The organism is Capnocytophaga periodontitidis, from assembly GCF_016126015.1.
In the GTDB taxonomy this organism is placed as follows: Bacteria; Bacteroidota; Bacteroidia; order Flavobacteriales; family Flavobacteriaceae; genus Capnocytophaga; species Capnocytophaga periodontitidis.
This window is the reverse complement of sequence record NZ_JAEFDB010000012.1, coordinates 65553-87134: the sequence shown is the minus strand read 5'-3', so window position 1 is coordinate 87134 and position 21582 is coordinate 65553. Positions and strand designations below refer to the sequence as shown.

Here is a 21582-nt window from a genome sequence, read left to right as displayed (position 1 = left end):
CGTTCGTCGTTCGTCGTTCGTAATTATTTTGTACTTTTGCGCCCAATAACTCAAAATAACAAACAAGCGTATGGCTAAGAATGTAGTGATTGTAGAGTCGCCTGCAAAGGCTAAAACTATTGAAAAGTTCTTGGGTAAGGACTACAAAGTGGTGTCCAGTTATGGGCATATTGTAGATTTACCTTCTAACGAGTTAGGGGTAGACATCCAACACGGATTTAAACCAAACTACCTTATCTCTAACGATAAGAAAAACCTCGTAAAAGACCTCAAAGCGCTCACTGCTACCGCCGAAACCGTATGGCTGGCTTCCGATGAAGACCGCGAAGGAGAAGCTATAGCGTGGCATCTCGCCGAAACACTCAAACTCAAAAAAGAAAATACAAAACGCATTGTCTTCAATTCAATTACTAAATCAGCAATTGAAAAAGCTATTAAAAATCCTCGCAGCATCGATTATAATTTAGTAAATGCACAACAAGCACGCCGTGTGCTCGACCGTCTCGTGGGCTACGAACTCTCCCCCGTACTTTGGAAAAAAATTAAAAGCGGTCTCTCAGCTGGGCGCGTGCAGTCGGTAGCTGTACGCCTTATTGTAGAGCGAGAACGCGAAATACAGGACTTCAAAACACAATCTTCTTATAGAATTACCGCCGAATTTACAACTGCCGAAGGAAAAGTGGTAAAAGCAGCCCTCCCTAAAAATTTTGATACTCAGACAGAAGCCGAAGCTTTCTTGCAACAGAATATAGGGGCTCACTTCAAGGTGCAATCCTTAGAAACAAAACCCGCTAAAAAAACACCTGCACCGCCTTTTACTACTTCCACGCTTCAACAAGAAGCCGCGCGAAAATTGCACTTTTCGGTTAGTAAAACAATGACGGTAGCCCAACGCTTGTACGAATCTGGATTCATCACCTATATGCGTACCGATAGCGTAAACCTTTCACAAGAAGCTCTCACCACAGCTAAAAATGCAGTAGTACAGCTCTTCGGCGAGCAATATAGCCAAGTGCGCAACTTCGCAACCAAAAGTAAAGGAGCACAAGAGGCACACGAAGCCATTCGCCCTACCGATATGAGCCGCCCTAATATCGCTGCTGAACCCGACCAAAATAAACTCTACGAACTGATTTGGAAACGCACTTTGGCTTCTCAAATGGCTGATGCCCAAATAGAGCGAACCACCGTAAAAATAGAAGCCGATAAACATAAAGAATATTTCATAGCCAATGGTGAAATGGTACAATTCGATGGTTTCCTTAAAGTCTATTTAGAAAGTACCGACGACGAGGAAGAAGAACAAGAAGGAATGTTGCCTAACCTTAAAAAAGGAGAACAGCTCACTAATCACCATATCACTGCTACTGAGCGCTTTACACGTCCATTACCGCGTTATACCGAGGCATCATTAGTAAAAAAATTAGAGGAACTTGGCATCGGGCGTCCATCTACCTATGCGCCTACCATCTCCACTATTCAAAATCGTGGTTATGTGGAGCGTAGCACACTCGAAGGGGAAGTGCGCCCTTACCACCAGCTCACCCTTATAGGTAATATAATTACCCCTAAAACCCTAACCGAACGTATAGGCACTGATAAAGGAAAGCTCGTCCCCACCGATATAGGCAGTGTAGTAAACGATTTCCTCGTAAACCATTTCGATACTATAATGGACTATAACTTCACTGCTAAAGTAGAAAATAGCTTCGACGAAATAGCCGAGGGTAATGAGAATTGGATAGAGATGCTTTCAGATTTCTACAAACATTTTCACCCCGTAGTAGAAAATGTTGAAAAACATACAGGGCGTGAAACAGGTGAACGTGTACTTGGCACTGACCCTAAAACAGGGCGTCCCCTCAGCGTACGCTTAGGGCGTTATGGAGCAATGGCACAAATAGGCAACCCCGATGATACCGAAAAACCTATCTATGCAAGTCTGCTGGCAGGTATGTCTATCGAAACCATTACCTTTGAAGAAGCTCTCAAACTCTTTGAACTTCCACGTCATTTAGGTATAGTTGATGGTAAAAATGTAGAAGTGAATGTAGGTAGATTTGGCCCTTACGTGCGTTATGGCGAAGCTTTTATATCGCTTGATAAAGGAGAAGATATATTTAGTGTAACCCTCGACCGTGCCAAACAACTCATCGGTGAAAAGAAAAAAGCCGATGCCCCTATTGCTACTTATCAAGGGGTAGAGGTAACCAAAGGAGTAGGTCGTTTTGGACCTTTTATCAAGTGGAATAATACCTATATCAATGTACCTAAGAAGTACAATTTTGATCACCTCTCCCAGCAAGATGTACAAGAACTCATAGAAGATAAACTTAAAAAAGAATCAGAAAAAGTTGTAAAAGAATGGGATGAAGGAGCTATTCGCATAGAGAAAGCGCGTTGGGGGCGTTTTACCCTCATCAAAGGTAAATTCAAGGTAGAACTCCCTAAAGATACCGATGTAACAACATTCACTAAAGAGCAAGCCCTTGCTCTCCTTACCGAGAAAGAACCTAAGAAAACTACTACTCGCAAAAAAGTAGCAGCTAAGAAGTAAGTAAGTGATTGTAGAACACTTTCTAATGTGGAGAATTTTAAAATATCCAAACAAATAAAATAACAAAAGCGCAACACCCCTTGAGGTATTGCGCTTTTTTAGTTTATAAAGAAAATTTACTTTCTTTTATAGATATAAACAGTAGTTTCTGTAGCACTACTACTTTTGTTGAAATCTTCAAAAGTAAGAGTAAGTTTGTTGTTGGTTATAGAAAAAGTAGCTTCATCAGCTTCTCCTATTCTATCTCCTTTTTCTGTTAAAACAATCTGTTTTCCAGTAATAGTGTAAGTACCCTCCTCCTGACTTTCTTTACATTGATTGTTTGTAGGATTGATGTCATAAGAAACTAAAGAATATTTGTTGTCAGCAGTGAAAGTGTAAGTATTTTTCTTCTCACATTCATCAAGAACTTTCTCAACACCATTTTCTGTTTCACTTTCAATAATCCAACTTCCTACTAAGCTATTGTTTGTTTGATTATTTGTTTTATCGTCCGATTTTCCACACGATGTTACAAAAATTGCTACGGCTACTAAAGCCATTTTAAAAAGTTTTTTCATTTGCTTACATTGTTTTTATTAGTTCAACGGTACAAAAATACAATTTTGCCTCTTATCTCTTACCTAAGAAAAGGTTCCTCTATCGTTTTACAAAAACCATTGTTACAGGAACTGTATTTCCATCAATATTCTCGGTGTCAATAAAGGTCAATTTATTTCCTGATAAAGAAACTTTAACAGCCTCATCATTAGTGATAATAGTATTGCGAGAAATGCGATAAGTATCTGTTTGTTTAGTCATTTGGCAATCATTAGCTACTCCCTCATACATAGTAAGTGAAATTTGAGTGTCAGTAAAAACAATATTTGTTTGCTTGTTACAATCGTTAAGAGTAGCAGATGTTTTCATCATAGTAACACTTTCTAAATACCAAGTGCCTATTAAATCTTTACTGTTAATGCTCGCACCATCGTCTGATTTTCCACACGATGTTACAAAAAATGCTGCGGCTATAAAAGCCATTTTTAAAAGTTTTTTCATTTGCTTACATTGTTTTTATTAGTTCAACGGTGCAAAGATACAAATTCATCCTTTTATTGATGTTAAATTATTGTTAAATATCACTTGATCTATTTTTGTTCAATCTCTTCATTAATATTTGTAGTACAAAATCTTATCTCTTACCTCTTATCTCTTACCTAAAAAATGCCTTTGGCACGAATTTCGCTACCTATTGTCAATAAAATACTATATACCTTATGAAAAAGTTATTATTACTATGTTTAGGGGCTCTTGCCTCTGTAAGTTGGGCTCAAGAAGTAGGCTCAGCTGGACGTTTATTACAAAATGAGTACCACCAAAACAAACAAGCACGTACTGTGATTGGACGTGGTGGAATCTCGGTGAATATTGATTGGGAATACGACTACAACGGTGGTTATGCCGAAGTGTTTATCCGCATTCCTGAACGTGGTCGATTTACAGTGAGTATAGGTGATCAAGAAATTACCAGCACTACGGGTATGTACCGCTTCTTCGACGTAACAGCTAACCCTCAACCACTCAGCATCTGGCAAGGACGTACGCTCATTTATCGAGTAACTATCAATCCCCGTAACAACACCCGTATGATAATGGACTTCTTTTCGCGTGATGGCTTATATTTGTTAGACGAAATTAGCTTGAACAACAACCAGCCTTCCTATCACGGTCGCCAGTGGAATGATGTGTGGAATCGCTCCTATGGAGGGAATTATGGAGGTGCTCCTATGATGCGTCAAAGCGATTTCAACAACTTCTTTAAAATGTACAAGGATGAAACTTTCGATAAAGACAAACTCGCTTTCTTTCGCGCTCAAAAAAATATTGTCTCATTTACCACCGAGCAAGTAGGACAATTGATGGAAGAACTTTCTTTTGATGACAATAAATTTATCATCGCTCAAGAAGCCTACCCCAATGTGGTGGATCCTCAAAATTACTACCAGTTGCAAGCTAAATTTACTTTTCCCTCTGGTAAAAAGAAACTTTCGGAATTCTTGCAATCAGTACGTAGATAATGAATGTTATAACAGTATAACGAAAAACTATTACTATGAGGCTTTGTGTATTCGATAAAAATCGTATCTTTGCCTCAAATTTAACAATAATACAAAAACATATTAGTATGGCATTAGAAATAACAGATGGAAATTTTGAAGAGTTGGTGCTTAAAAGTAGCCAACCTGTATTAGTAGACTTTTGGGCAGTGTGGTGCGGTCCTTGCCGTATGCTCGCTCCCGTTATAGAAGAAATATCTAAAGAATACGAAGGTAGAGTAGTAGTAGGCAAAGTAGATGTGGATAACAACCAAGAATTTGCTGCTAAATATGGCATTCGCAATATCCCTACCGTATTGGTATTCCAAAATGGAGAGGTAGTAGGTCGCCAAGTGGGAGTAGCTCCTAAAAAGACTTACACCGATGCATTAGACGGATTATTGTCTTAATTGCTTGTCGTGTTACAACAAAAAAGGCTATCAACAACTTATTGTAATTGTTGATAGCCTTTTTTGTATTGTCTTCTTTAAGGCTAAAACGCTTCTCTTACTTTCTGCGCAAGCGCTTTAAACTCTTCATCAGTAAGTTTTACTTTGTGTTGGAAGGTCATTTCCTTCATCTCGCTGATAGGAATGAGGTGCACGTGTACGTGAGGCACTTCAAGACCTACAACTGCTACGCCTATACGCTCGCAAGGCACTACCTTTTCAAGAGCTTTGGCTACACGTTTTGAGAAAGCCATCAAGCGCAGATAATGGTCGTCATCCATATCAAAAATATAGCTGATTTCTTGTTTAGGCACACAGAGGGTATGCCCTTTGGCATTAGGGTTAATATCGAAAAAAGCGATAAACTCATCGTCTTCCGCTACTTTGTAGCAAGGAATTTCCCCATTGATAATTTTTGTAAAAATACTCATTTTTTTATTTGTTAGTTTAGGTTTTAGGACTTAGCCAATCTTTAAGTATAAACCAATAATCATAAGGGCAAGAGTAATAAATAATCCCACCACCCATTTTATGATATCTAATTTAGCTTGCGCTAAATCTTGCTTTGTTGCAAGTTTATCTTCTGATTGGGGTAAAATCATATTTTAGTAATAAAAAAACTATATTTAGTATATGTTCTTACCTCTTATCTATCTTGAGATTTCTAAAATCTCCAATTTAAGAGTGCCATTAGGTACCTTAATCTCAGCTATTTCACCTACTGATTTGCCCAAGAGCCCTTTGCCAATAGGAGAACTTACCGATATTTTCCCTGCTTTTAGGTCGGCTTCACTTTCTGCTACAAGGGTATAAGTAATCTGCATCTTGTTAGCCAGATTTTTCAATTTTACGGTAGAGAGTACAAGCACTTTGCTCACATCAAGTTGTGATTCATCGATAATGCGAGCATTAGCTACCAATTCTTCGAGTTTGGCAATCTTCATTTCCAATAAACCTTGTGCTTCTTTAGCAGCGTCGTACTCAGCGTTTTCTGAAAGATCTCCCTTGTCACGTGCCTCAGCAATAGCTTGAGAAGCACGAGGGCGCTCCACATCTTTCAGCTGGTTGAGCTCATCGCGGAGCTTTTTCAATCCTTCAGCAGTGTAGTATGATACTTTTTTCATAATATTCTTTTTAGATGTTGTTATGTTTATATAAAAATAAAAAATCCTCAAATAGTCTCTCTGAGGATTTCTGGGCGCAAAGATAATACATTTTTTTGAAATGGCAAAAAATAAAACATCAAATCGCCAAATTGCCAAATCTTCAAAATAAATTACCTTACAAATCGATAACTCCCTTTCGGAGGCAGGGCTAACAAATCACCAAATTAATTTGCATATCTCAGTTTTTTTTTGAAAACTTTGCACTCATTTTTTAAGTAATTATGAGAGGAAAATTATCACCAAGCTATGTTTGGTTGCTCTTTTTGCTGATAGTAGGTACTATGAGCGCTCAACAAATTGAAATTTCAGGAACTGTAAAGGACAGTAAAAATGAGCCTTTATTAGGTGTTTTTATTTTAGTGAAAGGTACCCAACGAGGTGCAACTACCGATTTTGATGGTCATTATTCCCTAAAAGCAAATGTGGGTGATGTGCTCAAGTTTTCTTTCTTAGGAATGAAAACGGTAGAGAAAAAACTCACTGCAAGCACTAAAGAACTCAATATTACTATGCAAGAGGATGTACAACAGCTCGAAGGTACCGTGGTAGTAGGCTATGGTGGTAAAAAAGTAGCCAGTCGTACAGTGGCTTCAGTTGCTACAGTAAAAGGAAAAGATATTGCCGAAATTCCAGGAGCTAACGTTGTTGATGCACTACAAGGGCGAGTGGCAGGTATGGTCGTAACTACCAGTACAGGTGCGCCTGGCGCTACTTCATCTGTGCTCATTCACGGTCTGAGCTCTTTTACCTCGGCTTTTGAAAAAGCTGGGGCTCAAGCACAGGCAAACGACCCTTTGTATATAGTAGATGGAGTACCCGTGAGTAGCAGTGTGATGACGGCGCTCAACCCCGCCGATTTTGAAAGCGTTTCAGTATTGAAAGACGCTGCTTCTACTTCTATCTATGGAGCTCGTGCTGCCAACGGTGTGATCCTTATTACTACCAAAAGAGGTAAATACAACGAGCGGACTAACATTACTATCAATCATCAATTGGGGGTTTCTGCACTCAACAATGTAACTCGTAAATACTTCGATAAATTAGCAACCCCTCGCGAATATATGGATTTTTGGCTACTCAAAGCTCCTAATCAAATAGTAGAAGTGGGTAGACGACTCAATTACACCGAAACCGACCCCACAGCTATAGCCGATAGAATCCTTAGAGAAAATCCTTATAACACCCGTTGGGAAAAGGTGTTGTATCACAATTTTGTGCCTACTTCACGCACCGATCTCACTATATCTGGTGGTAATAACAATACTACTTACTATATTTCATCGGGCTATTTAAACCAACAAGGAATGAGAAGTGGTACTAAGTTCAACCGTTATAATGTGGTGATGAATTTAGACTCTCAACTAACTGATTGGCTCAAAGCAGGGCTTTCGCTCTCCTACGCGCATAGTGACAATTCTATCTATACCAATCCTTTCCCCTCAGATTCTGAGCTCTTGTCCTTGCCTTTTTATACTCCTTATGACAATAATGGAAAAACTAAAGAGTTTATCAATTCCATTAGAGGCACTCGCAACGGCTTCTATCACCCCGATTATATAGCTAAAAACTTCATAAACAATAGCTTTAACGACGATATTATCCCTATAGGTTACATCGTGTTTGAACCTATTAAAAACCTTACTTTTAAATCACAAGTGGGGATACAGTACAACATATACGAAAATGAAGCCAAAACCCCTATGCCATCTTTCACCGATTATAAATTCGGTTCACAAGTGGTAGGACGGGTGAGGCGCGATATCAATAAATCTATCCAAAAAACCTATACAAACCTATTGGAATATAAATTCGATATACGCCAAAAACACTTGTTCGACCTCTTGGTCGGACAAGAATCTATAGAAAATACTTCTTATGGATTTAGCGCTTCTTCACAAGGGCAACCTTCCGATGTATTTACTATGCTTTCTCACGGAGCTCAAGAAAAAAATGCTTCCGATAACAAAAGTGTCAGCACTTTCAATTCATTTTTCTCTCGCTTAGAATATTCGTATAACAATCGTTATTTCTTAGACCTATCAGCCCGACGCGACGGCTCATCTGCTTTTATAAAAAGCCATCGCTATCAAAACTTTTGGGCTGTAGGAGCAATGTGGAAACTCAAAGAAGAAAGTTTCTTAAAAAATATAGATTGGCTTACCGACCTGAACTTGCGTTTTAGCACAGGGGTATCAGGTAATGCTCGTATAGGTGATTACAGAAATATGATACTCGCTCGTGCCGATAATACCGACCTCTATGATGGGCAACTCAGTTTCAAACTCTCTCAAGTGCTCGGTAACCCTAATTTAAATTGGGAAGAACAACGCAAAAGCACTTTCGGGCTAAATTTTGTGCTCAAAGCAGGAAATACTTCTGTTAATATCGAATATTACGACAGAAAGATTTTCAAAATACTCTCCTCTCGTGATATCAATAGTGTATTTGGTTACCCGATGATACCCGATAATATAGGTGATATGCAAAACCGAGGAATTGACTTCTCTTTGGCTACCACTGCCTATCAGAATAGAGAAAAACAAATCTCTGTCCGCCCTTATTTCAATATGAATTACAACCAACAGAAGGTTACTAATATTTCTTACGGTAAGGATTATTCGTACAACCGTGCTTTGTATATGGGGTATAAAGTGGGAAAACCTATAGAGTGGATGATGCCTATCTTTAAAGAAATTGATAACAACGGAAATGCAGTGTGGTATCAAGCGGGCGATGATAAAATGGAAAAACAAACGGATGATACCAAAACTACCAATGTCTATAGCCCCGATGCTTTAGACCAAAGCACTGGTAAAAAACGATATGCCCCTATCAATGGTGGTTTGGGTTGTGACATTACCTATAAGGATTTTTCGTTGAGTATGACTCTCTCTTATTCCTTAGGAAAATACAATATCAATAGAGATAAACGAGATTTACTAAACCCCGGATATTTCGGAGTGAAAAATATCAGTACCGATATCTTTAACTATTGGAAACAACCTGGCGATAATACCGATATACCCCGTATCGATAGCGATGTGATGATGACAATGGATACACGTCTGCTCGAAAAAGCCGATTACCTGAGAATGAAAAATATCAGTCTTAGCTATAACCTCCCACAAGAAACTATCGATCAACTGAAAGTGGTGAAAGCTGTTAGGCTCTCACTATCAGCTCAAAACGTATTTACCTTTACCAAATTCACGGGCGTTGACCCCGATTATACAATGGGTATCATAGGTGGGTATCCTCCTACACGACAATATACCTTAGGTGTTGAACTTAAACTATAAAAAAAAACAATGAAAAAAATCAATTCTATATACTTATTATTAATTGTAGCACTGTTGCTAAACGGCTGTTTTAGTCTCGACCAAGAACCTTATGATGAAACCAAAGCGACAAATACGTTCAACACCCCTAAAGAAGTGCGCTTTTGGTTGAATAACATATACAGCGCTATTCGCAACAATCATCAAGGTGAAACTATGTACCTCACCGACCTTCAAGCCGATTATCTGAACCTAACAATCAATAACAGAAGGGATGTGATAAGAGATTTTCAACGTTATGGTGAACTGAATAGCTCTAATGGCAATATTCTCAATATATGGGATACTCAGTACAACATCATAGCCAATATAAATGCAGCTATAGAAGGTACAGAAAATAAAGAAAATCAAGAGGAAATAAAACCTTTGCGTGGTGAACTTTTTTTGAGTCGCGCTTATTGTTACAGCTATCTCGTAACGCATTTTTGCAAACCTTATAATGCCACCAATGCTGCTAATGATTTAGGTCTGCCTTTGGTTATCGAAAAAATGGACTCCCGTGAAGCTCCCTTGCGCAGTAGCCTCGCCGATACCTATCAATTTATTCTAAGCGATATAGAAAAAGCTATATATTTGCTCTCTAACCAAACGGGTAGGGTAGGGGCGACCACTTTTACAGTAGATGCCGCTAAAGCCCTTAAAGCGCGTGTATTGCTCTATAAAACCGATTGGGCTCAAGCCTTGCAGGTAGCCGAAGAACTTATTAACTCTGGTAAATATCCTTTGGTGAACACTCAAACCGACTTAGAGGCTGTTTGGAAAAATGATGCTACTAACGAAACGATTACTCAATTGACCTCAGGAGTTATCGGAAGCAATATCGAAAGACCTGCTAATCACAACGATTTGTATCTCTTTGAAGATAAAAATATGACCTTTCCTTTCCCCGCAGTACCGCCTTTCTCCGTATGTGGTGGAAATCGACCTTACTTAGCCGACCCTAATGTCGTGCCCACAGGCACTTTCGTTAATTTGTTCGATAATAGCGACTGGCGAAAATCAGTGTATATAAAACAAATAGATTTGTCAGTCGATATGCCCGACTTTTTTACTTACGACTGCCCCGACGAAAATTTAGCTTATGTAGTGAACAAATACCCTCGCAATGAACAGTTGAGTATTGAAAATGATTTCTTTCTGTATTATGGACACAAACCTACACTCTTTCGCATAGCCGAAACTTACCTTATTGCTGCCGAGGCTGCCTATAAAGCTGCTAATGAAACTAAAGCAAAAACTTATCTAAATACCCTCCGCCACGCTCGCGGACTCACCTCCACCAACGATATTACAAGCAGTGGTACCGCCCTTTTTACCGACATTCAAAACGAACGCAACCGCGAACTTTGCTTTGAAGGTTTCCGCTTGTTCGACTTGAATCGTTGGGGATTAGGCATACAGAGAGGTACTCCACAAACCCTCTCTTTCAATCTCGTTTTAGATACTCCTGCTAACGAACTTACTCAATTAAATCTACCTGCTGGTCATTATAAAATGGTATGGCCTATCCCACAGAAATTAATTAATCACGAGAAAGGGCGTTGGCAACAAAACCTAGGCTGGTAACCTCTATCTCCTAACTCCTAATCTTATGGAATATTACGAATTGTACAACAAACTAAAAAAGATTTTCGATACCCAGCGCGATACTGAAGTGCCTGAATTGGGTATTCGTATTTTGCATAACAACTTCTTTTCAGAAGGTGCTAAGCACTATTTGCCAGGGAGTCCGCATTTGTTTTGCCAAGAGCACAAGGTAGCGTTTCCCTCTCAACTCAATGATGCTCAAGACGATTTGCATTGGGCTGACTATGATGTGGATTGTAATATCCACTTCCAATATCACATCGTCCAACCCCTTCATACAGAAAAGTCTAACGGGGTAATCATTGTTTTTCACGGGCTCAACGAAAAAAAATGGGATAAATATCTCCCGTGGGCTTATGGTTTGGCAACACAAACAGGCAAAGCGGTAGTGCTCTTCCCCATAGCATTTCATATGAGTCGTGCCCCTGAGCGTTGGAGTTCTCGCCAAGAGATGTATTCCATCGCACAGAAGCGAATGAATGAGTTTCCTGATAATTCCGAAACTTCCTATGTGAATGCAGCTACCTCTACACGTTTAGATGCTTTTCCTCAGCGACTATTTTGGTCGGGTTTACAAACCTATAACGATATAGTGCAGTTCATCACCGATCTAAAGGCGGGAGTTTTTCCTACCATTGCCCCAACTGCTACAGTAGACCTCTTTGGCTATTCTATAGGCTCTTTCCTCTCAGTAATACTAATGATGGCAAACCCTAAGGGATATTTTGCTAATGCCAAACTCTTCTGCTTCTGCGGGGGAATGACCATCGACCGTATGTTCCCTATTTCTAAATACATAATGGACGGTCGTGCTGCCATAACGATGCAAAAAACCTTTGCCGAGTTACTGAGTACCAACTTCAAGAATGACGATCGCCTAAGGCATTATCAAGATAGTGAGCTTCATTTTGATGAAGGCTGGTTCAAAACGATGTTGCGCTATAACTATTACCAGAAAGAACGTGAACAACGTTTTTCACAACTTGAAAATCAAATCAAAGCCTTAGTATTAGAAAAAGATGAAGTAACACCTCCTATCGAAGCTCTCAATACCCTAAAGGGCGGTTATCGCAATATCAATATAGAGGTACAGATAGACGATTACGATTATCCTTATACTCATATGAACCCCTTTGCCCTCACCACCAAAAATGCCCCACAAGTAACCGAAGCCTTTAACCGTTTCGTAACATCAGCAGCAGCGTTTTATAAAAGCTAAGACTAAGAGTTAGGAGGTAAGAGTTAAAATAGGTAAGAGTTAAAATAGGTAAGAGTTAAAAGAGAATATTACAAATTCTCACAGCTCTCGCACCTCCCATAGCTCTCATTTTCGCCCGTGCGGCTCGCACCTCTCACCCTAACGACTAATAAAATGATAGATACTCACACCCATCTATACTCAGAAGAATTTGATCTCGACTGTACCGAGATGATAGCTCGCGCAAAAACAGCAGGCGTAACCCATTGTTTTATGCCAGCCATTGATAGTAGTTATACCCAACGGATGTTCCAATTAAAAAACGAATACCCTGATTATGTTTTCCTGATGAACGGTTTGCATCCTTGTAGTGTGAAAGAAAATTATAAAGAAGAGCTCGCTCACGTAGAAGCCTTAATGTCTGCGCACCCTTTTTGTGCGATAGGCGAAATAGGTATCGACCTCTATTGGGATAAAACCTTTCTCAAAGAACAACAAGAGGCTTTCGTTTGGCAAATACAGTTGGCAAAAAAACACCACTTGCCCATAGTAATTCACTGCCGTGACGCTTTTGAGGAAGTTTTCGAGGTCTTAGAAACTGAAAAAAGTGACGACCTCTTTGGTATTTTCCACTGCTTTACGGGTACAGAAGAGCAAGCTCATCGCGCTATCAGTTGCGGGTTGCATTTAGGAATAGGGGGAGTAGTAACTTTTAAAAATGGAAAAATCGACCAATTCTTAAAAAATATCGAATTGTGTCATATAGTTTTGGAAACCGACAGCCCTTATTTGGCGCCCGTGCCTTATCGTGGAAAGCGTAACGAAAGTGCTTATATTGTGAAAGTTGTAGAAAAATTATCGGATATATATCAACTTCCAGAAAGTGAGATAATCCGCCTTACCGATATCAATGCTACAAAAATATTTAACATTTAATTAGGTGTTATCAAATATATTTCGTTACTTTGCCTTTCGTATACAAAGAATAAGCATACAAAACCACTGAAATGACCGATTATTTCAAATCTATACGCCCCTTCAATGATAACGAAGTGCCTAAAGCCTTGTTACAAATCAAAGATACCCCTTTGATTCAAGCAATGATGGCTTATGCATTTCCTGAAGATACTCCTGCACAGCGAGTGGAAAGACTCCTCGCTTGCCAAAAAGTATCCGATTTTCAGGTGGATATAATGTACCAAGTGGTGACTAAAGCAATTGAAAAAAGTATCACAGAGTTTACTTGCGATGGCTTTAGTGCTTTAGATCCTAAAAAAGGTTATGTATTCGTTTCTAACCACCGCGATATTATCTTAGATACTTCTTTGCTAAATGTTGCTTTGCACGACAATCATCTCTCAATGACCGCTTCGGCTATGGGCGACAATCTACTCAAAAAAAAATACCTCAAAATATTGGCAATGCTCAACAGAAACATTGTTATATATAGAAGTCTCCCCCCTCGTGAGGCTTTAGAACACTCTAAATTGGTATCCGAGTATATACATCACTGCATCAGTGAAGAACATCGCAATGTGTGGATTGCCCAGCGCGAAGGGCGTACCAAAAACGGTGATGACCGCACCCAGCAAGGCGTCTTGAAAATGCTTACCCTCAATACCCCCCAAAGCGTAACCCCTCTGCAATACCTCAAAACCCTCAACATCGTGCCTATGTCTATCTCCTATGAGTTCGACCCCACCGATGTACTGAAGTTGCCCGCACTCATCGCTCAACACAACGGCGTAGAGTACGTGAAATCTAAAAAAGAAGATTTTGAGAATATCATTCAAGGGCTAATAGGACAAAAAGGACGTGTACATATCTCAGTAGGGCAACCTTTTTATGAACAAATCGATACTATAGAAGCTGCTCATCAACACCTGAACAAACAACTACAAGCCTTAGCTGAGTGCTTAGACCGCGCTATCCATCAACAGTACAAATTGTTCCCCGCCAATTACATTGCTTATGATTTGCTCAACAACACCTCTATATATAAAGATTGCTACAACGAAAAAGAATTTAGACAGTTTGAACGACGAATGAACAACCGAAGCAAATCTGAAGACCTTTCTCAAGAAAAATTTTTAGAAATGTACGCCAATCCTGTAAAGAATAAATTCGATGGAAACCAATAACTCAAAAGTACTCCTCATCTATACCGGAGGAACTATCGGAATGATAAAGGACTACCAAACGGGGGCTTTGCGCGCTTTCGAGTTCGATAATCTCTATAAACGCATCCCCGAATTGTCTCATTTAGATTGTAATATTTCGGTACATTCCTTTCAAAAAGTAATCGACTCCTCCGATATGAACCCTCAACATTGGATTGAAATCGCTGAGGTCATTGAAAAGGAATACAACAACTACGATGGTTTTGTAGTGCTCCACGGTAGCGATACAATGAGTTATTCAGCTTCAGCTTTGAGCTTTATGCTACAAGGGCTTACCAAACCTGTGATTTTTACCGGATCTCAGCTCCCCATAGGTGACCTGCGCACCGATGCCAAAGAGAATCTTATTACCTCCATACAGTTGGCAGCCCTCAAAGAAAATGGAAAATCTGTAATACAAGAAGTAGGACTCTATTTCGAGTACAAACTCTATCGCGGCAATCGCACAACTAAAATAAATGCCGAACGCTTTCAAGCCTTTGCCTCTCTCAACTACCCATTATTGGTAGAGAGTGGCGTACATCTAAAGGTGATGAAGGAAAACCTCTTGCCGCGCAAGCAAGGCACTACCTTAGAAGTCTGGAAAGATTTTGAAACTGATGTAGCTATTCTTAAAATGTTCCCAGGAATTACCCCCGCCGTGCTCAATGGCTTTTTTAGTATTCCTAATCTCAAAGGGGTAGTACTCGAAACCTATGGATCAGGCAACGCCCCTACCGATAGCTGGTTCGTAGAAAGTTTGCAAAAAGCAATTGATAAAGGAATATACATAGTGAATGTAACCCAATGTTCCGGAGGTAGCGTGATGATGGGCAAATATGAGGCAAGTGAAGCCCTCAAAAAGATGGGAATCATAGACGGAAAAGACCTCACAACCGAGTCAGCAATCACAAAATTAATGCTTTTACTTAGAAAAAATATTTCTCCTAAAATGTTCAAAATCAAGTTTGAAGAAAATATAGCTGGAGAAATTTAGCAAAAAATTAAGAAAAAACTTGCGAGATAAAAAAATATTTTGTTACTTTGGCATTCAGAAACAGCATAAAGAGAGGTGTCCGAGTGGTCGAAGGAGTACGCCTGGAAAGTGTATATACGCCACAAGCGTATCGAGGGTTCGAATCCCTTCCTCTCTGCTTTCTTTCTAAAAAATATTATTAAACATTAAATTATCAACTAACAAATTAAAAGATTAAACAAATGAAAAAAATGTCATCTAAGCTACTTCTAGTAGCAATGTTAATTTTAAACGTAGCTATGGTTAGTGCTCAGGAAGCCGCTGATGCAGCACAACAAAGTAAAGGGCTCCACCAAGTATTTAAAGAGCGTTTCATCGAAGGGGGGCCTGCCTATATGGCGCCTATCTTGCTCTGCTTGATCATTGGTTTGGCAGTAGCTATTGAGAGAATTATTTACCTCAATATGGCAACTACCAATTCTAAAAAATTAATCGCCGACATCGAACAAGCCCTCGATAGCAAAGGTATTGAAGCTGCTAAAGAAGTGTGCCGCGATACAAAAGGCCCTGTTGCCTCTATCTTCTATCAAGGTTTAGACCGCGCTGGTGAAGGTATTGATATGGTCGAAAAATCAGTGGTATCTTACGGCGGTGTCCAAATGGGACAATTAGAGAAAAACGTTTCTTGGATTTCCCTCTTTATCGCTATCGCTCCGATGTTAGGGTTTATGGGTACTGTAATCGGTATGATTGAAGCCTTCGATAAAATTAGTTCTGCTGGTGGTTTGGATGCTTCTTTGATCGCTGGTGATATCAAGGTTGCCTTGCTTACTACCGTGTTCGGTTTGATCGTTGCGATGATCCTCCAAGTATTCTACAACTACATTATCGCTAAAATCGACGCTATCGTAAACGATATGGAAGATGCTTCTATCTCTCTTATCGACCTCTTAGTAGCAAGAAAAATTAAATAATTTTACTCACCCATTAAACAAATTTTAGTATGTATAAAATAGCAAAATATGTAGCTCTTGCTTTAGGTGTCATTGGGGTAATCCTATGGGGAGTATTATCTTCTACTAATGCCGAAGACCCTAATAATGGTGCTATGCAAGCTTTATTTGTGCTTACCTATATATTATTAGCTATTGCTTTCGTCGCAGTAGTGATTTCAGCAGCACAAAATATCTTGTCTTCACCAAAAGCACTCAAAAAAACGCTTATCTATACAGGTGGTTTTGTTGTCATTCTCCTCGTAGCCTACATCTTCTCTTCAGGAGCTGTTGAAGCTAACGCTAGTGAAGAAGTGAAAAAAGCCAGCGAATCTGTAAGAAAATGGACAAGCACAGGTCTAATCGCTTTGTATATATTGGTGGCCGCTGCCGTTGTAGCACTTATCGCTTCCAATGTGAAAAAAGCACTAATGAGATAAAAAATTATGGCAAAACGTTCAATACCTGAGGTAAACGCAGGATCTATGGCCGATATCGCTTTCCTTTTGTTGATATTCTTCTTGGTAACAACTACTATCGAAAGCAATACAGGGATCACTGTAAAACTACCTCCTAAACCACAAGAAAATACGCCTCCACCTCCACCAGTAAAAGAGAAAAACGTATTGGTTGTGGTAGTGAATAAAAACAATCAGTTGTTAATAAACAACCAGTTGAAGGAACTTAAAGACGTTAAACAAACAGCTATTGACTTCTTGGATAACAATGGTGATCTCTCTTGTAATTACTGTAAAGGTAAAAAAGATCCATTGTCTTCTGATAACCCAGATAAAGCTGTTATCTCTTTGCGTAACGACCGCGAAACTTCGTACAAAACCTATATAGCTGTACAGAATGAACTCATTGCAGCTTATAACGAACTCCGCGAACGTGAACGCCAAAAGAAATTCCCTAACGAGGTTCCTTATGTTCAAATTGAAGAAGAGTTCAATGCGGCTCGTACTCCTCAAGCACGTAAAGACCACCTTGAACCTATTATCTTGGAACTACAAAAACGCTTCCCAAGAAAACTTATAGAAACCGCGCCTAAAAAGCACTAAAAATTAAAGAGAATATGTCAAAATTTACTAAAAAGAAAAGTGGTGAAGTACCTCCTGTTTCTACGGCTTCTTTGCCTGACATTATCTTTATGCTTTTGTTTTTCTTTATGACTGTAACAGAATCAAAAGATAGTGACTTGATGGTGCAAAATAAGTTGCCCGTAGCCGATCAAATTCAAAAATTAGATAAAAAAGACCCTGTAGTCTATATCTACGCTGGTAAACCCCTTCCTAAATATCAAGCTAAGTTCGGGGTTAATGCCAAAATTCAGGTAAATGATAAATTTATTGACGTTTCAGAAGTAAGCCACTATATCCTTAACTATCGTGAAGGCTTGCGCGACGCCCTTAAAGATGTTTATATCACCGCCTTGAAAGTAGATGCTGATACTAATATGGGGCTTGTGAGTGATATCCGTGAGCAATTACAAGAAATAAATGCTTTGAAACTCAACTATATCGCTCGTCAAGGTTCTCCTTTGAATCAAAAATAGAAACATTTTAAACTTTCTATCATAAAAAAGACACATAAATCTATGTGTCTTTTTTGTTATTCTCAAAATTAATATTACCTTTGCACTATTGAAACATTTTAATAGTAAATATTTATGAAAAAAATTATCTTATTTTTTGGCTTGCTCCTCACAGCAGGAGTAGCTTCTGCACAATCTTTTAAACCTGGTGATGTTCAAATCAACGGAGGGTTAGGTATCTCAGGACCTGGTGTTATGGTATATGCCGCCGCCGATTTCGGTGTTGCCGATAAAATATCTGTCGGAGGTGAACTTTTTTACCGCGGCAGAACCTATAGTAATGTAAGATATACCAGTGTAGGCTTCTTAGCTAATGGTAATTATCACTTTGGCGAACACATCAAAGGAATCCCTTCCAATGTAGATTTATATGGGGGGCTATCATTAGGCTATTACAGTTGGTCTAACGACTCCGATTATAGAGATTGGACTCCTTACTACGATTCTGGTTTTGCACTGCGCTTGCAAAGTGGTGGTCGTTACTTCTTTAACAAAAACTTTGGTGTAAATGCTGAACTTTTTGTAGAACACAATTCCTTTGCTGCTGCTGGTTTCAAAGCAGGGGTTACCTATAGATTCTAAAAACCACTTATACACTTTGCCAAAGTCTTTAGACTTTGGCAAAGTTGATTATAAAATTCTCTATCTCTTACTTAAAAAATACTCTTTAAACAACCGCAATCGCCCATAATCATATTTTTCATTCGCTTTCTCATAAATACCTTTTATGGTGCTTAGATCTTCTTCACTTTCAAAAAGAGCTTCCAATTCATTAATCTCTTCAGTGGTGAAAATTGCTTCTATAATTTCCGTTGATAAAATACCTCTTTCTATCAGCTTGGCTAAATGCCCATAAATAGTCCCTTCTGTGAACATACGCTCTTTGGCTATCTCGGCTACCGTTTTGTTCTGTTGCCATAATTGCAATGTAATATCATAAGTGGAAATCTTTTCTTTCTTATCTTTTTTAGTCTTCTCTTCAGGAATGCCTACTTTAGGCGGATTTGCAAATAGCTGTTCGTTCTTTAGAGCAATGAGTACGCGTTCTATCAGTTTAAAGCGCATTGCTTCTAATTTCTTGGGCTGTATATTCTCTTTGCTGAAAGGCGTTTGGCTTTGTAGTAATACTACCATCTGCTCTAAACGAAACAGTTTCTTAATAACTTCTGTGAGACTGTCGTCTAACTCCTTCAGCTCTTTGCTGAACTCTTTTACTTTCTTTAAACTTGTTACTTTGGTCTCTACATATAACAACTCGTACCATATTGTTTCTAATAGCGGACTAAAATAGGCGACGGCTTTCAATATTCTCTCAAAAATGGTTGGTGTGGGGGTAGGACTTTGGAAATATCCTAATAGTTGCTTGCTAAATTTCTCTGATACAGCAACCATCGCTTTCACTCGTGCGTATTGTTGCATTGCCCAGCTTTTATAGGCGTTTTTGTTGCCTAAATCACCTATATAATTATGGCTATGGGTGTACCATTCTTCTAAAAGAGATTGCCAATCAAAAGTTTTGAGTATGCATTCTCTCAAAAAGTCTATTCTCCCTTCACGGCAGGCTTGTAGCATTTCCTCTTCAGTAGCTTTGTTGTCGGCGTAGTCTATTACTTTTTCATCGTTGTCAATGCCGTTTTGTGTTACCGACGACAAGAGTACTAACCCATCCAACGAACGTAAGCGTGAGAACGCTACGTATGCTTGCCCTGAAGCAAATACACTCGCCAGGTCTAACACTGCTTTTTCAAAAGTGAGCCCTTGACTTTTGTGTATAGTAATCGCCCACGCCAATCGCAAAGGGTATTGAGTGAAAGTGCCTAAGCGTTCTTCTTCAATATCTTTGGTAGTGTTGTTCACTTTGTAGCGCACGTTTTCCCATTCGTAACGCTCTACATCAATAGTGATGCCGTCGTCTAAAGCAACGCTCACTTCCTTCTCACCAAGAGCTACCACGGTTCCCATTTTTCCGTTGAAAAACAAGTGTTCTCCCGAGGGGTCGTTCTTGATAAACATCACTCTGGCGCCTTCTTTTAACTGAATAACTTTCTCAATAGGGTAAAGATATTCAGGAAAATCGCCTACCACATCAGCTTCGTAACTGAATAGGGGAGAGGGAAGTTTTTCTAACTCCTCTTGGTTCATTGCATCGGCTTTATTGTTGTGAGTGGTGAGGGTAATGTACTCATTTTTGTGCTGTTTGGCAAACTCTGGTTGCACGTGTGAAGCCAATTGTCGCAAATCTTCTTGGGTGAGCTTGTTGTCTCTTAGGTGATTAAGTATAGAAATGAACACCCCATCGGTTTGCCGATATATCTTTTCAAGCTCTATATACAACAGTGGATGCTGGCTGATAACTTGTGATTGAAAGAAGTACATTCCTGTGTAGTAATGCTTTAGCACCTCCCATTCCTCTTGTTTCACTACAGGAGGCAATTGTAGCAAATCACCTATGAAGAGCACCTGTACACCTCCAAAAGGTCGCCTATCTTTGCGAATAAATTGCATCATAAAATCCATCGCATCTAATACGTCGGCGCGTAGCATACTCACCTCGTCTACAATTAGCAGTTCCATATTTTTGATAACTTGCTGCTTGTTGCGATGCATTTGAAAGTGTCGTTTTAGTGATTGTCGGTTTTCAAATCTAAAAAACTCATTGGCAATAGGCGGGCTGTCAAAAGTAGGTAAAAATGAAGCAAAGGGTAACTGAAATTGCGAGTGAATGGTAACCCCGCGCGCATTGAGTGCCGCTATCCCCGTGGGGGCAACAACTACCGTATTTTTATAGCTGGTTTCTATGATTTTGTGTAGCAAAGTCGTCTTTCCCGTCCCTGCTTTCCCTGTTAAAAATATATTTCTATTGGTTTCGTTGATAAGTGTAAGAATGCGCTCTTCCATACTCTTGTTTGGGCTGATATAGTTTTATGAGCACAAAAGTATAAAATATTTTGCAATATAAAAAAAATAAACTACCTTTGCCACAAAAGATTACAAGTTGAACTATGAATACACCCACATCAGAAGAAAACTTAGAAATTGTTAAAAAGGTACTTACCAAATACTTAGAGGATAATGGGCATCGTAAAACCCCTGAACGATACGCTATTGTAAAGGAAATTTACGAGTATAACGACCATTTTGATATAGAAACGCTCTATGCCAATATGAAAAAGAAATACCGCGTAAGTCGTGCAACCCTCTACAACACTATCGAACTACTTCTCGAATGTGGTTTGGTGCGCAAACACCAATTCGGGCAAAACCAAGCTTACTACGAGAAATCGTATTTTGATCGTCAGCACGACCATATCATCCTTACCGATACAGGTGAAATTATGGAGTTCTGCGACCCGCGCATCCAAACTATACAAAAAACAATAGAAGAAGTATTTAATATCAATATTACCAATCACTCTCTTTATTTCTACGGTACACGCAAAACTGATACCCAACAACCAGAATCCAAAGAGAGTACAACTAAATAATCA

At 39.2% G+C, this 21582-nt stretch carries 21 protein-coding genes and 1 tRNA gene; 16 read left to right on the top strand and 6 right to left on the bottom strand.

The window, feature by feature from the left end:
• Positions 1-70: 70 nt before the first annotated feature.
• Positions 71-2557 carry a type I DNA topoisomerase gene (gene topA, locus I7X29_RS13405; protein ID WP_198475350.1) on the top strand — a complete coding sequence of 829 codons (2487 nt, stop codon included), beginning with the start codon at positions 71-73 and terminating at the stop codon, positions 2555-2557.
• A 116-nt stretch (positions 2558-2673) separates the two neighbouring features.
• Here topA and I7X29_RS13400 read toward each other — a convergent pair whose 3' ends face one another.
• Both I7X29_RS13400 and I7X29_RS13395 read right to left on the bottom strand, forming a co-directional pair.
• A complete protein-coding gene (locus tag I7X29_RS13400; protein ID WP_198475348.1) occupies positions 2674-3117 on the bottom strand; it encodes a lipocalin-like domain-containing protein in 444 nt (147 codons plus the stop codon).
• 79 nt (positions 3118-3196) lie between these two features.
• Positions 3197-3580, bottom strand: a complete 384-nt coding sequence (locus tag I7X29_RS13395; RefSeq protein ID WP_198475345.1) for a lipocalin-like domain-containing protein — start codon at positions 3578-3580, stop codon at positions 3197-3199.
• A 236-nt stretch (positions 3581-3816) separates the two neighbouring features.
• Here I7X29_RS13395 and I7X29_RS13390 point away from each other — a divergent pair, with 236 nt between their 5' ends.
• Together I7X29_RS13390 and trxA are read left to right on the top strand one after the other, a co-directional pair.
• Positions 3817-4617, top strand: a complete 801-nt coding sequence (locus tag I7X29_RS13390; protein WP_198475343.1) for a DUF4476 domain-containing protein — start codon at positions 3817-3819, stop codon at positions 4615-4617.
• A 107-nt stretch (positions 4618-4724) separates the two neighbouring features.
• Positions 4725-5045, top strand: a complete 321-nt coding sequence (gene trxA, locus I7X29_RS13385; RefSeq protein ID WP_034555701.1) for a thioredoxin — start codon at positions 4725-4727, stop codon at positions 5043-5045.
• A gap of 83 nt (positions 5046-5128) precedes the next feature.
• On the opposite strand, the gene I7X29_RS13380 is transcribed toward trxA, so the two are convergent.
• The 3 genes from I7X29_RS13380 to greA are packed head-to-tail and all read right to left on the bottom strand — an operon-like array spanning position 5129 to position 6208.
• The gene (locus I7X29_RS13380) at positions 5129-5515 is read right to left on the bottom strand and encodes an HIT family protein (RefSeq protein WP_009410100.1); all 387 of its coding nucleotides are present in this window, start codon (positions 5513-5515) and stop codon (positions 5129-5131) included.
• Positions 5516-5545: 30 nt separating this feature from the next.
• Positions 5546-5686 (bottom strand): hypothetical protein, encoded by a 141-nt coding sequence (locus tag I7X29_RS13375; protein ID WP_009410099.1) that lies wholly within the window; start codon positions 5684-5686, stop codon positions 5546-5548.
• Positions 5687-5734: 48 nt separating this feature from the next.
• Positions 5735-6208, bottom strand: coding sequence for a transcription elongation factor GreA (gene greA / locus I7X29_RS13370; RefSeq protein WP_009410098.1), 474 nt, complete (start codon positions 6206-6208; stop codon positions 5735-5737).
• A gap of 263 nt (positions 6209-6471) precedes the next feature.
• Between greA and I7X29_RS13365 the strand changes: the two genes are divergently transcribed.
• From I7X29_RS13365 to I7X29_RS13310, 12 genes are all read left to right on the top strand, one after another.
• Positions 6472-9549 (top strand): SusC/RagA family TonB-linked outer membrane protein, encoded by a 3078-nt coding sequence (locus I7X29_RS13365; protein WP_225883764.1) that lies wholly within the window; start codon positions 6472-6474, stop codon positions 9547-9549.
• Between the two features lie 9 nt (positions 9550-9558).
• Complete coding sequence (locus tag I7X29_RS13360) at positions 9559-11154, top strand: RagB/SusD family nutrient uptake outer membrane protein (protein ID WP_198475341.1); 1596 nt, start codon at positions 9559-9561, stop codon at positions 11152-11154.
• A 25-nt stretch (positions 11155-11179) separates the two neighbouring features.
• Entirely contained in the window at positions 11180-12394 is a 1215-nt protein-coding gene (locus I7X29_RS13355) for a DUF6051 family protein (protein WP_198475339.1), read from the top strand.
• A gap of 153 nt (positions 12395-12547) precedes the next feature.
• A complete protein-coding gene (locus tag I7X29_RS13350; RefSeq protein ID WP_198475337.1) occupies positions 12548-13309 on the top strand; it encodes a TatD family hydrolase in 762 nt (253 codons plus the stop codon).
• 71 nt (positions 13310-13380) lie between these two features.
• Positions 13381-14514: a 1-acyl-sn-glycerol-3-phosphate acyltransferase gene (locus tag I7X29_RS13345; RefSeq protein ID WP_009413413.1), complete on the top strand. Its 1134-nt coding sequence runs from the start codon at positions 13381-13383 to the stop codon at positions 14512-14514.
• Entirely contained in the window at positions 14501-15529 is a 1029-nt protein-coding gene (locus tag I7X29_RS13340) for an asparaginase (RefSeq protein WP_198475335.1), read from the top strand. Before I7X29_RS13345 ends, I7X29_RS13340 begins: the two co-directional genes overlap by 14 nt.
• Positions 15530-15598: 69 nt before the next feature.
• A tRNA-Ser gene (locus tag I7X29_RS13335) sits at positions 15599-15686 on the top strand.
• A 64-nt stretch (positions 15687-15750) separates the two neighbouring features.
• Positions 15751-16482 carry a MotA/TolQ/ExbB proton channel family protein gene (locus I7X29_RS13330; protein ID WP_088593864.1) on the top strand — a complete coding sequence of 244 codons (732 nt, stop codon included), beginning with the start codon at positions 15751-15753 and terminating at the stop codon, positions 16480-16482.
• Positions 16483-16511: 29 nt separating this feature from the next.
• Positions 16512-16940, top strand: a complete 429-nt coding sequence (locus I7X29_RS13325; protein ID WP_009413416.1) for a hypothetical protein — start codon at positions 16512-16514, stop codon at positions 16938-16940.
• 6 nt (positions 16941-16946) lie between these two features.
• The gene (locus I7X29_RS13320) at positions 16947-17561 is read left to right on the top strand and encodes an ExbD/TolR family protein (RefSeq protein WP_088593865.1); all 615 of its coding nucleotides are present in this window, start codon (positions 16947-16949) and stop codon (positions 17559-17561) included.
• Positions 17562-17575: 14 nt separating this feature from the next.
• Positions 17576-18055: an ExbD/TolR family protein gene (locus I7X29_RS13315; protein ID WP_088593866.1), complete on the top strand. Its 480-nt coding sequence runs from the start codon at positions 17576-17578 to the stop codon at positions 18053-18055.
• A 114-nt stretch (positions 18056-18169) separates the two neighbouring features.
• Positions 18170-18676, top strand: a complete 507-nt coding sequence (locus I7X29_RS13310; RefSeq protein ID WP_198467329.1) for a porin family protein — start codon at positions 18170-18172, stop codon at positions 18674-18676.
• A 60-nt stretch (positions 18677-18736) separates the two neighbouring features.
• Here I7X29_RS13310 and I7X29_RS13305 read toward each other — a convergent pair whose 3' ends face one another.
• Positions 18737-20992: a helix-turn-helix domain-containing protein gene (locus I7X29_RS13305; RefSeq protein ID WP_198475333.1), complete on the bottom strand. Its 2256-nt coding sequence runs from the start codon at positions 20990-20992 to the stop codon at positions 18737-18739.
• 104 nt (positions 20993-21096) lie between these two features.
• On the opposite strand from I7X29_RS13305, the gene I7X29_RS13300 reads away from it, so the two are divergent.
• Positions 21097-21579: a Fur family transcriptional regulator gene (locus I7X29_RS13300; protein ID WP_009750966.1), complete on the top strand. Its 483-nt coding sequence runs from the start codon at positions 21097-21099 to the stop codon at positions 21577-21579.
• Positions 21580-21582: the final 3 nt, after the last annotated feature.